A 15,054-nucleotide genomic window follows, 5' to 3' on the forward strand; every position below is an offset into this window, starting at 1 on the left:
TCAGCCGAGGCGCCTAAGCTGTTCGCGCAACCGTTCCAGCATGGGCGTGAAGTCAGCCAGACGTTTACGTTCCTGCTCGATGACCGCTGGCGGCGCCTTGGCCACAAAGGCCTCATTTCCGAGCTTGTCGTTCACTTTGAGGATCTCGCCCTCGATGCGAGCAATTTCCTTGCCGATGCGCGCGCGTTCGGCGGCCTTGTCGATTTCCATGTGCAGGCACAGCCGCGTGGTGCCAACCACCGCCACGGGGGAGGCTTCGGCCGCCGCCGACCACGAAGCCTCGTCGTCGAAGACCTTCACTTCCTTGAGCTTGGCCAGCGCTTGCAGTACCGGCGCCGCCTCGCGCAGGAAAGCCGCGCCTTCGGCATCGTCGGCCACCGCGTAAAGGGGCAGGCGCACCGCGGGCGACACGTTCATTTCGCCGCGCAGCGTGCGGCAGGCATCGACCAGCGCCTTCAGGCGCGCCACATGCGCTTCGGCCGCTTCGTCGATCTTTTCGGGCTGGCTCTTGGGATAGGCCGCCACCATGATCGATTCGCCCTCGCGCCCCGCCACCGGCGCCACTTTTTGCCAGAGCTCTTCGGTAATGAAGGGAATCACCGGGTGCGCAAGCCGCAGCAGCGCCTCGAGCGTGCGGATCAGCGTGCGGCGCGTGGCGCGTTTTTGCGAATCGTCGCCGGTCTGGATCTGCACCTTGGCAATTTCAAGGTACCAGTCGCAGAACTCGTCCCAGGCAAACTGATAGATGGCGCTGGCCACGTTGTCGAGCCGGTATTCCTCGAAGCCCTTGGCCACCTCGGCCTCGACGCGCTGCAGCTGCGAGGCAATCCAGAAGTCGGCGCGGCTGAACTTCAGGTAGCCGTGGGCCGGGCCGCCCACTGCGCACTCTTCCTTGGTGTGTTCGCGCAAGCCGCAATCCTGGCCTTCGCAATTCATCAGCACGAAGCGCGTGGCGTTCCAGAGCTTGTTGCAGAAGTTGCGGTAGCCCTCGCAGCGCTTGCTGTCGAAGTTGATGCTGCGGCCCAGCGACGCGAGCGACGCGAAGGTGAAGCGCAGCGCATCGGCGCCAAAGGCCGGAATGCCGTCCGGAAATTCTTTTTGCGTGTTCTTGCGCACCGCGGGTGCCGTTTCGGGCTTGCGCAGGCCCTGCGTGCGCTTGTCGAGCAGTTCGGGTAGCGCAATGCCGTCGATCAGGTCGACCGGGTCGAGCACGTTGCCTTCGGACTTGCTCATCTTCTTGCCCTGGGCATCGCGCACCACGCCGTGGATATACACGTCCCTGAACGGCACCTTGCCGGTGAAGTGCTTGGTCATCATGATCATCCGGGCGACCCAGAAGAAGATGATGTCGAAGCCCGTGACCAGCACGCTCGAAGGCAGGTACAGCTCGAGGTCCTTGGTCTTCTCGGGCCAGCCGAGCGACGAGAAGGGCACCAGCGCCGACGAATACCAGGTGTCGAGCACGTCTTCGTCGCGGCGCAGCTTCTTGCCCGGTGCCTTTGCTTGCGCCTCGGCCTCGTCGTGCGCCACGTACACATTGCCTTCGTCGTCGTACCAGGCCGGAATCTGGTGGCCCCACCACAGCTGGCGCGAAATGGTCCAGTCCTGGATGTTTTCCATCCAGTGGTTGTAGGTGTTGACCCAGCTCTCGGGCACGAAGCGCACCTCTCCGGTCTTCACCACGTCGATGGCTTTCTGCGCAATCGACTGGCCGTCCGCTCCCGGACGGGTCATGGCCACGTACCACTGGTCGGTGAGCATCGGCTCGACGATGGCGCCCGAGCGGGCGCAGCGCGGCACCATCAGCTTGTGCTTCTTCACCTCGACCAGGAGTCCGAGCGCGTCGAGGTCGGCCACGATGGCCTTGCGCGCGACAAAGCGGTCCATGCCTCGGTACTTCTCGGGCGCGTTGTCGTTGATGGTCGCGTCAAGCGTCAGGATGCCGATCAGCTCCAGCTTGTGGCGCTGGCCCACGGCGTAGTCGTTGTAGTCGTGCGCGGGCGTCACCTTGACCACGCCGGTGCCGAATTCCTTGTCCACGTAGTCGTCGGCAATGATGGGAATCAGACGGTCCACCAGCGGCAGCTTCACGCGCTGGCCAATCAGGTGCTTGTAGCGCTCGTCCTCGGGGTGCACCATCACGGCCGTGTCGCCGAGCATGGTTTCGGGGCGGGTGGTGGCAACGGTGAGCGTGCCGCTTCCGTCTTCGAGCGGATAGGCAATGTGCCAGAGCGAGCCGTCTTCTTCTTCGCTTTCGACTTCGAGGTCGCTCACCGACGTCTTGAGCACCGGGTCCCAGTTGCCCAGGCGCTTGCCGCGGTAGATCAGGCCTTCTTCATACAGAGAGACGAAGGTCTGCGTGACCACCTTCGACAGGTCTTCGTCCATGGTGAAGTATTCGCGGCTCCAGTCGACCGTGTCGCCCAGGCGGCGCATCTGGCCCGTGATGGTGTTGCCGCTCTTTTCCTTCCACTCCCACACCTTGGCGACAAAGTTCTTGCGCGCCTCGGCGGGCGTGGGGCCCATGTCGTGGCGGCTGATCTTCTGTTCCTGCAGCTGCCGCTCCACCACGATCTGCGTTGCAATACCCGCATGGTCGGTGCCCGGCAGCCACAGCGTGTTGTCGCCCTTCATGCGGTGGTAGCGCGTGAAGCTGTCCATGATCGTGTGGTTGAAGGCATGCCCCATGTGCAGCGTGCCCGTCACGTTGGGCGGCGGCAGCTGTATGGCGAAGGAATCGGCGCCTTCCTTTGGCTGCTGGGTACCGCGGAAACCCGCCTTGGCGTAGCCGCGCTTTTCCCACTCCGGGCCCCAGTGCGCCTCGATGGCGGCGGGTTCGAACGATTTGGACAGGCTGTCCAGTCCAGGTTGGGCGTTGGGAGTGGTGGATTCGCTCATGGGGAGAATGCAAAACGGCACCCGCGGGTGCCGTCGGTCACAGGGTGGGAATGGCGGCGATTTTACCGGGGAGGTACCCCGTCACCCGTGCGCCCGATAATTCCGCGATGCTGTTTCTGCTCTCTCCTGCGAAGTCGCTCGACTACGACACGCCCGTTCCCGACGAAATCCCCGCCACCAAACCCCATTTCGAGGCTCCCCGCGGCCCTTCGGCCGAACTGATCAGGCTGCTGCGCGAGAAATCGCCGCTGCAGATCTCGCAGCTCATGCACCTGTCGGACAAGCTCTCGGCCCTCAACGTGGCGCGTTACCACGCCTGGGCCGGCAAGAGCACGCCAAAGAACGCCCGCCAGGCCGCATTCGCGTTCGATGGCGATGTGTACGGCGGCCTCGACGCCCGGTCGCTCACGCCCGCGCAGCTGGCCTGGGCGCAGGAGCATGTCTGCATCCTGAGCGGCCTCTACGGCCTGTTGCGTCCGCTCGACCTGCTGCAGCCCTACCGGCTCGAGATGGGCACGCCGCTTGCCAACAAGCATGGCAAAGACCTGTATGCCTTCTGGGGCTCGCGCATTGCAGAGCACCTGAACGAGCGCTTGGCCGCAGACCGCACGCCCGTGGTGGTCAATGTGGCTTCGCAGGAATACTTCAGGTCGGTCGACCTGAAAGTGCTCAAGGCCCGCGTGGTCGAATGCGTGTTCGAGGAATGGAAGGGCGACAGGTACAAGATCGTGAGCTTCTACGCCAAGCGCGCGCGCGGGCTGCTCGCGCGCTGGGCGGTGCTGCACAAGGCCGCCACGCCCAAGGCGCTGGAAAAATTCGATCTCGAAGGTTATGGTTTCGACGCCGAGGCCTCGACGGCCGAAAGACTCGTATTCAGGAGGAAGACTTGATATGTCACAGGCGATCAGCCCTGAGCTGAGGGAATGGCTGGTGTCGCAGCTCGCGGCAGGGCATTCGGTGCCCGCGCTGCGCGCGTCGATGCGCGCGGCCGGCTGGCAAGACTCCACTACGGACCTCGCACTGGCGCAGCTCGAAGCCGGTTTCCCCCATGTCGAAGCGGCCAAGCCGCGCCGCACCGACATGCCCGGCCCCAACCTGGACGGCGCGCCGCTCTACATCGACGCGGGCGACCGCCGCGTTCAGGTGCTGCACACCATGCAGCATCCGCGCGTGGTCGTCTTCGGCAACCTCGTGTCGCCCGAAGAGTGCGAAGGCCTCATTGCCGCAGCTCGGGTGCGGCTTGCGCGCTCGCTCACCGTCGAAACCCGCACCGGAGGCGAGGTGCTGAACGTCGACCGCACCAGCGACGGCATGTTCTTCGAGCGCGGCGAAAACGAAATCGTCTCGCGGCTCGAGCAACGCATTGCCATGCTCCTGCGGTGGCCGGTGGAGTTTGGCGAAGGCCTGCAAATCCTGCGCTATGCGCCAGGTGCCCAATACCGCCCGCACTACGACTACTTCGACCCCGGCGAACCCGGCACGCCCACCATCCTCAAGCGCGGCGGCCAGCGTGTGGCCACGCTGGTCATGTACCTGCAAGAGCCCGAGCAGGGCGGCGCCACTACGTTCCCGGACGTGGGACTGGAAGTGGCGCCCGTGCGCGGCACCGGCGTGTTCTTCAGCTACGACGAGCCCGACCCCGCGACCCGCACGCTGCATGGCGGCGCACCGGTGCTCGCCGGCGAAAAATGGGTGGCCACCAAGTGGCTGCGTGAACGCGAATTCAAATAACAAGACGAACCCATGAAGCTCCAGGCCAACGGATTGCAGATCGAGGTTGAGGACACCGGTGGCGAAGGGCGCCCGGTCGCCTTGCTCATCATGGGCCTGGGCATGCAGCTCGTCGGCTGGCCGCAGCCCTTTGTGCAGGCGCTGGTCGATGCGGGGTTTCGCGTGGTGCGGCATGACAACCGCGACATCGGACTGAGCCAGGGCTTCGATCATGCCGGCACCGGCAACATCGTGTGGGAAAGCATTCGCCAGCGCCTCGGCCTGCAGGTACGGTCGGCGTACACGCTGCAAGACATGGCGCGCGATTCGCTCGGCGTGCTCGACGCTCTCGGCATCAGGCATGCGCACGTCATCGGCGCCTCGATGGGCGGCATGATTGCGCAGCACCTGGCCGCCGATGCGCCAGACCGTGTGACCAGCCTTGTGAGCATCATGAGCTCGAGCGGCGCTCGTGGCCTGCCCGGCCCACGAAGCGACGTGGCCGCCATGCTGCTGCGCCGTCCGCTGGGCCGCGGCGAGGCCGAACTGGTGGCGCACAGTATCAAGCTGCTCAGGCTCATCCAGAGCCCCGCGTACCCCCAGAGCACTGAAGAGCTGGCCGAGCGCCTTACCTTCAGCATGCGCCGCTCCTACCGGCCGGCCGGCATGTTTCGCCAGATGCTGGCCATTGGCGCCGATTCGCGCCGGCCTGAAGTGCTGCCGCGCATCAAGTGCCCGACGCTGGTGCTGCATGGCGAGGCCGATGCGCTGGTGCCCATGGTCTGCGGGCAAGACACCGCCAAGCGCATTCCCGGCTCCAAATTCATCAGCATTCCCGGCATGGGCCACGACCTGCCGCCCGGGGTGTGCGCCATCCTCGTCAATCACATCGCCCCGTTCCTGCACGCGGCCGAAGAACACCACAAGCCATGAGCCTGGACAACATTCCCCCCAACCCGAACGCAAACCCGAACACGCCCGAGCAGTCGCAACTGGGCCGTGCCTCGGACTACGCCGACAAGTACGACCCCACGCTGCTTTTTCCGATTGCGCGTGCCACCCAGCGCGAGGCCATGGGCATTGCCGCTGGCGCGCTGCCTTTCTTCGGCGCCGACCTCTGGACCGCTTTCGAAGTGAGCTGGCTCAACCTGCGCGGCAAGCCTCAGCTGGCCATTGCGCACTTCACCATTCCCTGCGAAACGCCCAACATCATCGAGAGCAAATCGTTCAAGCTGTATCTCAACAGCTTCAACAGCACCGCTTTCGCAAGCATCGACGCCGTGCGCGACCGCATGCGCACCGACCTGAGTGAGGCGCTCTGGCGCGGCAGCGACCAATCGGCCGGCATTGGCGTGAAGCTGCTCGCACCCGACATGTTCGACCGCGAGCCCGTGCATGAACTCGACGGACTCGACCTCGACCGGCTGGACATCGAGTGCACCCACTACCAGCCCGCGCCCGAGCTGCTGTCGAGCGATGCAACCCAGCCCCCGGTGAATGAAACGCTCACCAGCCGCCTGCTCAAGAGCAATTGCCTCGTTACGGGCCAGCCCGATTGGGGCAGCGTACAAATCCGCTACAGCGGCCCTGCCATCGACCAGGCCGGCCTGCTGGCGTACATCGTGAGCTTTCGCAACCACAACGAGTTCCACGAGCCGTGTGCCGAGCGCATCTTCACGGACATCTGGAACCGCTGCAAACCGAACAAGCTCGCCGTGTATGCGCGCTATACGCGGCGCGGCGGGCTCGACATCAATCCGTTTCGCACCAGCTGGCCGCAGGCGCTGCCGCCGAACATCCGAACCGCGCGGCAATAACCGGGAGGGGCCCGCTGAAGCCCCTCTTCGGAAATCCGGAACTCGCCAGCCGGCTCCTGTGGCATTCTGGAATTGCCCGTGAACTGCGGGCGGATTTCTGGAGCAGACACACATGGTTGAAGGAAAAGTGGTCGTCGTCACCGGCGCGGGCGGCGGCATCGGGCGCGACATTGCACTGGCCATGGCCAAGAGCGGCGCCAAGGTGGTGGTCAACGACATCGGCGCCGCGCTCGACGGCGTCGGCGGCAGCGCCGGCCCCGCGCAGCAGGTGGTCGATGAAATCCGCGCCGCAGGCGGGCAGGCCGTGCCCAACACCGACAGCGTGGCCGAAGCAGCCAGCGCGGCGCGCATCGTCGAATGCGCGGTCGAGAGCTTCGGCCGCATCGATGCCGTGGTCAACAACGCCGGCATCCTGCGCGACCGCTTCTTCCACAAGATGTCCGTCGACGAATGGGACGCCGTGATCAAGGTGCACCTTTACGGCGCCTACTACGTGAGCCGCGCCGCGGCTACGCATTTCAAGGAGCAGAACTCGGGCGCCATGGTGCACATGACCTCGACCTCGGGCCTCATCGGCAACTATGGCCAGGCCAACTATGCGGCGGCCAAGCTCGGCATTGCGGCGCTGTCGAAATCCATTGCGCTCGACATGCTCAAGTTCAACGTGCGTTCAAACTGCATCGCGCCGTTCGCGTGGAGCCGCATGATCGGCGCCATTCCCACCGACACCGACGAGCAGCGCGCCCGCGTCGACAAGATCAAGCAGATGACGCCCGCCAAGGTGGCGCCGCTTGCGGTGTACCTTGCAAGCGATGCGGCCGGTGCGGTCAACGGCCAGATCTTTTCGGTGCGCAACAACGAGATCTCGCTCATCAGCCAGCCCCGGCCGGTGCGTTCCATTCACCGCTCCGAGGGCTGGACGCCCGAGAGCATTGCCGAGCACGCCATGCCCGCCATGCGCGCAAGCTTCTTTCCGCTGGACCGCTCGGCGGACGTGTTCAGCTGGGACCCGGTCTGAGGTCAAACCCCGAGAACGGCGCGCACGGCGCCATTCGCCCGACAATGCACGCTTGTTTCCTTTCTGGCGCGCTTGTCCGGTGAACCTGCATTTCGACCTGTTCGACCTGAAACTGTTCGTCTACGTGGCGGATGCGCGCAGCCTTACCCGCGGCGCCGAAAAAGCCTGCATCTCGCTTGCGGCGGCCTCCACCCGCATCAAGCAGATGGAAGAAGCCGTAGGCGGCAAGCTGCTGCACCGCAGTGCGCAGGGCGTAAGCCTGACGGCCGCGGGGCAGGCGGTGCTGTACCACGCCAAGCGCGTAATGCAGCAAATGGAGCACTTGCGCTGCGACATGCAAGACTTTGGCAAAGGCATCAAGGGCCATGTGCGCGTGTTTGCCAACACCACTTCAATTACCGAATACCTGCCGCAAAAGCTTGCGGGTTTTCTGACGCAGCACCCGGCGGTGCAGGTCGACCTGCGTGAATACCTGAGCGAAGAAATCGTGCGCGCGGTGGCCGATGGCGAGGCGGACATCGGCATTCTGGCGGGCGACGTGCACACCGGTGAATTCGACGCGCGCCCCTTCGGCAGCAACCAGCTCGTGCTGGTGGTGCCCAAGACGCATCACCTGGCAGGGGCGCCTTCGGTGGCCTTTGCCGACACGCTCGATGAGCAGCATGTGGGCCTGCACCATGGCAGCGCCATCCACCGCTTTCTTCAGCGCCGTGCCGAGCTGGCCGGCCGCGGCTTCAACCCGCGCATCCAGGTCAGCAGCTTCGAGGCCATCTGCCTCATGATCGAAGCGGGCGTAGGCGTTGGCGTGCTGCCGGCTTCTTCGGCGCAGCGTTTGTCGATGGCAATGCAGATTTCGACCGTGGCGCTCAGCGATGCATGGGCCGAGCGCGAACTCAAGCTGATTGCGCGCAACCGCGAGCAGCTGCCCGCCTCGGCGCGTGAGCTGTTCGATCACCTCGTCATGTCCTGAAGAAAACGCGCGCAGCCATGTCCGCCGACCTGAAGTCGCTGCGCCTGTTCGTGGCCGTGGCCGATCACGGCAGCATCAGCGAAGGGGCCAAGCGCTGCCACATTGCGCTTGCAGCCGCCAGCAAGCGCATCTCCGACCTTGAAGCCCGCGCGCGGCTGCCCCTGCTGGTGCGCCATGCGCGCGGCGTCACGCTCACTTCGGCCGGGCACGGGCTGCTGCTGCATGCGCGCGCCGTGCTGTCGGCCATGGACCGGCTGGGCGCGGAGCTCGACGACTTCCAGAACGGCGTGGCGGGCGTGGTGAGCATTACGGCCAATGCGTCCACCATTGCGCAGTTCCTGCCCGCGCAGATCGGCTCGTTCCTGCGGCTGCATCCCGTGCTCAAGATCGACCTGCAGGAGCGCGCCAGCACCGAAGTTGTGAAGGCGGTGCAGGCCGGCCTGGCCGACATCGGCGTGATCGAAGGCCACACGCCCGCCGAAACGCTCGAATGCCTGCCCTACCGCAGCGACGAACTGGCCGTGGTGGTCGCGCGCGACCATCCGCTGGCCAGGCGCAAGCGAATCGGCGTCGACGAGGTGCTGCGGCACGACCATATCGTGGTGCGCGAAGGCACTGCGCTGCACCGCGTGCTGCTGAATGCGGCGCTGGAGGCACAGGTGCCGCTCAAGGTGCGCATGCAGGTGGGCAGCTTCGACATGGTCTGCCGCATGGTGGAGCAGGGCGTGGGCATCGGCGTGCTGCCCTATGCGGCCGTCCTGTCGCAGCTGCAGATACTGAAGCTGCGCTGCCTGAAGCTCGATGCGCCGTGGGCGGTGCGCCGCCATTTGCTGTGCGTGCGGCGCCAGCAAGACCTGACCGCGGCCGCGCGTTCGGTGCTGGAGCATCTGGGCCGGCCCGACTGAGCCCGAGCCTTCGCGCGGCGCGAAGGCTCGTGTCCGCCAAAAACGAATTGTTCCCTGCAGCCTGCGCGCCAAGAATGAGGGCGCAACTGCAAGCAAAGGAGACATTCTTGAAGATCACCCGCGTCAGCGCCACGCCGCTGAACATTCCCGTCACCATCGACGTGGTGGGGCTGAACAAGCAGACCTCGCTCTCCCTGTGCCTGACCGAGATCGAGACCGACACCGGCCTCGTCGGCCATGGCATGACCGCCATCACCGAAGAAGAGATCATTGCCGCCGCCGTGCGCGAGGTGGCCGGCCCGGCGCTCTTCGGCGAAGACCCGATGGCCACAGAGCGCCTGTGGGACAAGCTCTACTGGCTGCTCTCTCCCCGCGGCCAGACCGGCTATGCGAGCCACACCATCGCCGCGCTGGACATCGCGCTGTGGGACCTGAAAGCAAAGGCTCTGGGCCAGCCACTGTGGCGCCTGCTGGGCGGCGCGCGCTCCAGGGTGCCGGTGTACGCGACCTTCGGCTTCGGTTTCTTCGAGCGCGACCAGCTTGCCGCCGCAGCCAGGCTCTGGGTTTCGCAAGGCTTCCAGCGGCTGAAGATGACGGTCGGTGGCCATGCGCTCGCGCGTCGCGACGAGCCGCGGCCCATCGACGAGGTGATTGCGGAAGACGTGCGCCGCGTGGCCGCTGTGCGAGAGGCGGTCGGCCCCGACGTCAAGCTGTATGTCGACGCCAACTGCGGCCTCGACCTGTTCCACGCGACCGAACTCGCGCGCCGCATCGAGCCCTACGGCATCAGCTTCTTCGAGGAGCCGCTCACGCAGAACGACGTGCGGCAAATGGCCCAGCTGCGCTCGCGCACCAGCATTCCCCTGGCGTGCGGCCAGAACGAAGGCCTGGCCTTCCGCTTTCGCGACCTGCTGGTGAACCAGGCAGCCGACGTGCTGCAGCCCAACGTGACCATTTCCGGCGGCTATTCGCAGTGCCTGAAGATCGCGGGCATGGCGCAGGCCTTCAACGTTCCGATCGACAACGGCGGCGCCTGGCCATTCCACAACATGCACCTGCATGCGGGTGTATCGAACGGAGGCATGGCCGAATACCACTACGTGGCGGTGCAGATGCTCAAGCAGATCTTCGACGACCTCCCGGTGCCGCAGGAAGGCTGGCTGCAGTTGCCCGAAACCCCCGGCCTGGGCTTTGCGCCCAATGCCGAGCGGGTGCGCGAGCTCGCCAAGCTGCCCACTTCGCGCGGCAAGGGCAAAGCCTGAGCATGGACGCCCCCCGAAGCGCCTTTGGCGCTTCCCCCACTGGGGGGGGCGCACCCGGCGGGCCGGCAAAGCCGGTTCCGCGGGTGCACTTGAATGAGCCGCGCAGACGGCCGCTGATCGATGACCATTGGAGACACGATGAAAAAAGCTACAGACCTTGTTCGCCCTGCACGCCGCGAGGCGCTGCTTGCCGCCATGGCCCTCGGCCTTGCGGGCGCGCTCGCCGCGCCCGTCGCCTGGGCCCAAAGCTACCCTGACAAGCCCATTCGCCTGGTTGTCGGCTACTCGGCCGGTGGGGGCGTCGATGCGGTTGCGCGCCTGCTTGGCACGCGGCTTTCAGCGGTGCTCGGCCAGCAGGTGATGATCGACAACCGCACCGGCGCCACCGGGCTGATCGCGGCCGACTTCGTGGCCAAGGCGCCGCCCGACGGCTACACGCTCATGATGGGCGACAGCGCCTTGCTCATCGCCAAGCTCCTGCAGCCGAAGATCGGCCTCGACCCGCTCACCAGCTTCAGGCCCGTGGCGGGGGCCTTCGTCTCGCCGCTGATGATCGTCACTGGCAACGACTTTCCGGCCAGGACGCCGGCCGAACTGGTGAAAGAACTCAAGGCCAACCCGGCGCGCTATTCCTTCGCCACCTCGGGCGTCGGCACGGTGCAGCACCTGGGCTTCGAGATGCTGAAGCAATCGACCGGGAGCAACGTGGTGCACGTGCCTTACCGCGGCGCCGCGCAGATCGTGCCCGACGTGGTCGGCGGGCAGGTGCCCATCGGCGTGGTCAGCGCGACGGCCGGCATGGCGCAGGCCAAGGCCGGCAAGCTGCGCGCCATTGCGCTCATGAACACCGCCCGGCTCGAGGGCGCCGAAAGCGTGCCGCCGCTGGCCGATGCGCTGCCGGGCTTCGACGTGGCGCCGCGCATCTTCGTGCTTGCGCCCGCCGGCACGCCCGACGAAGCCGTCGACAAGCTCTCGGCCGCAGTGAAGACCGTGCTCGCCACGCCCGAGACCGGCGCCGCCGCCGCTGCGCAAGGCACGCTGCGCGCCTACGCCACGCCCACGCAACTCGGCAAGGACATGGCTGAAGAAACCAGACGCTGGCAGCGCATCATTGCCGAGCAGAACATCGTGGCGGAGGGCAAGTAGATGACCTCGCTGCCGCACCTTGGCCTTATCGTGCCGCCAGCAGCCGGCGCAGTGCCCGTCGACGGCCCGCTGCTGTACGGCGACCGCATCCGCTTCAGCGCGCTGGGCCTGGGCCTCGGCGAAATCTCGACGCGCGGATACACCGAGGTGATCGATTCGGTGGTCGAGAAAGCGGTGGCACTCAAGGCAGAGGGCGTTTCTGCCGTCTCGCTCATGGGCACCTCGCTGAGCTTCTTTCGCGGCGCCGCGTTCAACCGGCAGCTCGAAGTCGAGATGGCACGCGCTACCGGCCTGCCCTGTACAACCATGAGCAATGCCATCGTCGGCGCGCTGCGCCAGCTGGGCGTGCGCCGCGTGGCGGTGGCCACCGCCTACATCGACGAAGTCAACGCACATCTGCGGCGCTACCTCGAGCAGAGCGACTTCGAGCCGCTGGCGCTCGAAGGGCTGGCCATCTCCGACGTGCAGGCTGTGGGCCAGGTGCCCACGCAGGTTCTGGTTGACCTGTGCCTGCGGGTGTTCGATGCACAGCCCGGGGCGGACGGCATTCTCATCTCGTGCGGCGGGCTGGTCACGCTCGATGCGGTGCGCGAGGTGGAAGCGCGGTTGCGGCTGCCCGTGGTGTCGAGCTCGCCCGCTGGCTTCTGGGACCTGGTGCGCACCGCGGGCCTCGATGCGCGCTCGGCCGGGCAGGGCCGGCTGTTCGCCGAGGCCTGAGCGCCAGAAATACGGGGTGGCCCCTCAGCCGAGCCAGCGGCCGACGCGCGGCTCGGTCTCGAGCTGCCACATGCGCTGGCACAGCGCCTTGGCTTCCTCGGCCGTGACGCCCTCGCCGTAGTGCGCGAGGCGCTGCATCTTGTCTTCGATCTCGGCGCGGCTCAGCGTGTTGCCCGGATCGCCCTTGGGCTCGTCGACGCGGCCCTGCAGCGTGCGGCCGTCGCGGGTCTGCACGCTGACCTTGCCGATCCAGCGCGCGGGGTAGGCGGTATCGACTTCGGCGTCGAGTTCCATCGCCACCCTGTCGCGGAACGCCGCCACTTCGGGCGCGAGAAAGTCGCGGTCGAATTCGCCAAGCCCTGCGCGGCCGTGCACGGCGATCAAGCCCAGCACCGTGCCCATCGAGAACTTGCCCTGGTGCACCGTGGCGGGCACCGTGACGCGGCCCAGCACGTCGATGGCGCCCTGGTGCACATGCGTGGTCACGCGGGCCACGTCGTCGGGCTTGAGGCCGTGCTGCGCCATGACCTGCAGCAGCGCGTCGGCCGCGGGATGGGTGTGGCGGCACGATGCGTGGTACTTGAACGAGGTTTCGGCCAGTGCCCAGCGCGTGCCGAGGCGGTCGGTAAGCCGCGGCGGATCGGCATCGTTCGACATGCCGACGCCAAGGCCCTGCGCACCTTCGAGCACCTTTGCGGCGCCGGTGAAGCCGTCTTGCGCGAGGTAGGCCGACATGAGCCCGCTGGCAGCCGCATGCGCGCAATGCAGTTGCTTGGAATCGGCCGCGTCGCGCAAAAACTCCCATACCCCGGCCGACTGCGTGCCGGCCGAACCAAAGGCATGCAGCATCTGCTCCGGCGTGAGCTTCAGCAGGCTGCCCACCGCGGCGGCCGCCGCCAGCGTGCCTGCCGTTGCCGTGGTGTGAAAGGTCTTGTAGTGCGAGCGGCCCAGGAATTCGCCCACGCGAATGCCGACTTCGTAGCCCGCGACGACAGCAGTCAGCAGTTGCGAACCGCTGGCGCCAATGCTCTGCGCCACGGCAAGTGCCGGTGCAATGACCACCGCGGCCGGGTGGAACACCGAGCCGTTGTGCACGTCGTCTTGCTCCACATAGTGCGAGGCCGCAGCGTTGACCAGCGCCGCGAACACGGGTGAGCTGGTGCGTCGCGAGGTGAGTATTTCGCTTGGCCCATCAGCGGGGCCCATCATCTGCGCGAAGCGCTCGATGGAGCGCACCGGCCGCGCGGTGCGGGCCGCGAGCACCGAGCCCAGCCAGTCGAGCATCAGGTCTTCGGTGCGGCGCAGCACGGGCGCGGGAATGTCCGCCAGCTCCAGTTCGGCGGCAAAGGTGGCGAGCACCTTGCTCGGATGGTTCGAATCGGTCATGGGTCGGTTTCTTCAGAACGAGCGGGGCAGGCCGAGCATGTGTTCAGCCACGTAGCTCAGGATGAGGTTGGTCGAGATCGGTGCCACCTGGTACAGCCGCGTCTCGCGGAACTTGCGCTCGATGTCGTATTCGCACGCAAACCCGAAGCCGCCGTGGAACTGCAGGCACGCGTTGGCGGCCTCCCAGCTTGCCTTGGCCGCAAGGTACTTGGCCATGTTGGCCTGCGCACCGCAGGGCTCGCGCGCGTCGAACAGCCTGCAGGCTTCATGGCGCATGAGGTTGGCGGCCTCGATCTCGATGAAAGCCTCGGCAATTGGAAACTGCACGCCCTGGTTCTGTCCGATGGGCCGGCCGAACACCACGCGCTCCTTGGTATACGCAGTGACCTTGTCGATGAACCAGTAGCCATCGCCGATGCATTCCGCCGCAATGAGCGTGCGTTCGGCGTTGAGTCCGTCGAGGATGTACTTGAAGCCCTGGCCCTCTTCGCCGATCAGGTTCTCGGCCGGAATCTCCAGGTTCTCGAAGAACAGCTCGTTGGTCTCGTGATTCACCATGTTCAGGATGGGCCGCACCGTCATGCCCTTGCCGATGGCCTCGCGCAGGTCGACGATGAAGATCGACATGCCTTCGGATTTTTTCTTCACGTCCGCAAGCGGCGTGGTGCGTGCCAGCAAGATCATCAGGTCGGAGTGCTGGATGCGCGAGATCCACACCTTCTGCCCGTTGACTACGTAGCGGTCGCCTTTTTTTACGGCGGTGGTCTTGATCTTGGTGGTGTCGGTGCCGGTGCTCGGCTCGGTCACACCCATCGACTGCAGGCGCAGCTCGCCGGTGGCGATGCGCGGCAGGTAGTTGCGCTTTTGCGCTTCGCTGCCGTGGCGCAGCAGCGTGCCCATGTTGTACATCTGGCCGTGGCAGGCACCGGAGTTGCCGCCCGAGCGGTTGATTTCTTCCATGATCACCGACGCTTCGGTAAGCCCGAGGCCGGAGCCGCCGTACTCCTGCGGAATGAGCGCGGCCATCCAGCCGGCCTTGGTGAGCGCATCGACGAACTCGGCCGGGTAGCCGCGCGCTTCGTCGACCTTGCGGAAGTACTCGTTGGGAAACTCGGCGCACAGGTCGCGCACGGCGTCGCGAATGTCCGCAAAGCGGTTGTCGTTGCTGCTGTTCATGCATCGAATCTATGCCTCTCCCGCGCGAGGCGGTTCTGTCATTGCGAAA

Annotated in this window: 13 protein-coding genes; 10 read left to right on the top strand and 3 right to left on the bottom strand. The window is 66.0% G+C overall.

Annotated elements, in window-relative coordinates; translation table 11 throughout:
- Nucleotides 1–2,898 (bottom strand): valine--tRNA ligase, encoded by a 2,898-nt coding sequence (locus tag J2X67_RS01730; protein WP_309949913.1) that lies wholly within the window; start codon nt 2,896–2,898, stop codon nt 1–3.
- Nucleotides 2,899–3,005: 107 nt separating this feature from the next.
- On the opposite strand from J2X67_RS01730, the gene yaaA reads away from it, so the two are divergent.
- The 10 genes from yaaA (at nt 3,006) to J2X67_RS01780 (ending at nt 12,443) form a co-directional block, all read left to right on the top strand.
- Complete coding sequence (gene yaaA, locus J2X67_RS01735; protein WP_309949915.1) at nt 3,006–3,788, top strand: peroxide stress protein YaaA; 783 nt, start codon at nt 3,006–3,008, stop codon at nt 3,786–3,788.
- Between the two features lies 1 nt (nt 3,789).
- The gene (locus J2X67_RS01740; RefSeq protein ID WP_309949917.1) at nt 3,790–4,629 is read left to right on the top strand and encodes a 2OG-Fe(II) oxygenase; all 840 of its coding nucleotides are present in this window, start codon (nt 3,790–3,792) and stop codon (nt 4,627–4,629) included.
- Between the two features lie 12 nt (nt 4,630–4,641).
- Nucleotides 4,642–5,541: an alpha/beta hydrolase gene (locus J2X67_RS01745; RefSeq protein WP_309949919.1), complete on the top strand. Its 900-nt coding sequence runs from the start codon at nt 4,642–4,644 to the stop codon at nt 5,539–5,541.
- Complete coding sequence (queF, locus tag J2X67_RS01750) at nt 5,538–6,425, top strand: NADPH-dependent 7-cyano-7-deazaguanine reductase QueF (RefSeq protein WP_309949921.1); 888 nt, start codon at nt 5,538–5,540, stop codon at nt 6,423–6,425. The genes J2X67_RS01745 and queF overlap by 4 nt, the downstream gene beginning before the upstream one ends.
- Before the next feature lie 112 nt (nt 6,426–6,537).
- Nucleotides 6,538–7,443: an SDR family NAD(P)-dependent oxidoreductase gene (locus J2X67_RS01755; protein ID WP_309949923.1), complete on the top strand. Its 906-nt coding sequence runs from the start codon at nt 6,538–6,540 to the stop codon at nt 7,441–7,443.
- Nucleotides 7,444–7,522: 79 nt separating this feature from the next.
- On the top strand, nt 7,523–8,413 hold the full coding sequence (locus J2X67_RS01760; RefSeq protein ID WP_309949926.1) for a LysR substrate-binding domain-containing protein: 891 nt from the start codon (nt 7,523–7,525) through the stop codon (nt 8,411–8,413).
- Nucleotides 8,414–8,430: 17 nt separating this feature from the next.
- Nucleotides 8,431–9,318, top strand: coding sequence for a LysR family transcriptional regulator (locus J2X67_RS01765; protein ID WP_309949927.1), 888 nt, complete (start codon nt 8,431–8,433; stop codon nt 9,316–9,318).
- A gap of 107 nt (nt 9,319–9,425) precedes the next feature.
- A complete protein-coding gene (locus tag J2X67_RS01770; protein ID WP_309949929.1) occupies nt 9,426–10,580 on the top strand; it encodes a mandelate racemase/muconate lactonizing enzyme family protein in 1,155 nt (384 codons plus the stop codon).
- A gap of 138 nt (nt 10,581–10,718) precedes the next feature.
- Nucleotides 10,719–11,726, top strand: coding sequence for a tripartite tricarboxylate transporter substrate-binding protein (locus J2X67_RS01775; protein ID WP_309949931.1), 1,008 nt, complete (start codon nt 10,719–10,721; stop codon nt 11,724–11,726).
- Nucleotides 11,727–12,443, top strand: coding sequence for an arylmalonate decarboxylase (locus J2X67_RS01780; protein ID WP_309949934.1), 717 nt, complete (start codon nt 11,727–11,729; stop codon nt 12,441–12,443).
- 24 nt (nt 12,444–12,467) lie between these two features.
- Here the strand turns inward: J2X67_RS01780 and J2X67_RS01785 are convergent, their stop codons facing one another.
- Both J2X67_RS01785 and J2X67_RS01790 read right to left on the bottom strand, forming a co-directional pair.
- Nucleotides 12,468–13,829, bottom strand: coding sequence for an MmgE/PrpD family protein (locus tag J2X67_RS01785; RefSeq protein WP_309949937.1), 1,362 nt, complete (start codon nt 13,827–13,829; stop codon nt 12,468–12,470).
- Nucleotides 13,830–13,841: 12 nt separating this feature from the next.
- On the bottom strand, nt 13,842–15,005 hold the full coding sequence (locus tag J2X67_RS01790; RefSeq protein WP_309949939.1) for an acyl-CoA dehydrogenase family protein: 1,164 nt from the start codon (nt 15,003–15,005) through the stop codon (nt 13,842–13,844).
- Between the last annotated feature and the right edge of the window lie 49 nt (nt 15,006–15,054).

The organism is Variovorax sp. 3319 (assembly GCF_031456585.1).
GTDB lineage: Bacteria > Pseudomonadota > Gammaproteobacteria > Burkholderiales > Burkholderiaceae_C > Variovorax > Variovorax paradoxus_P.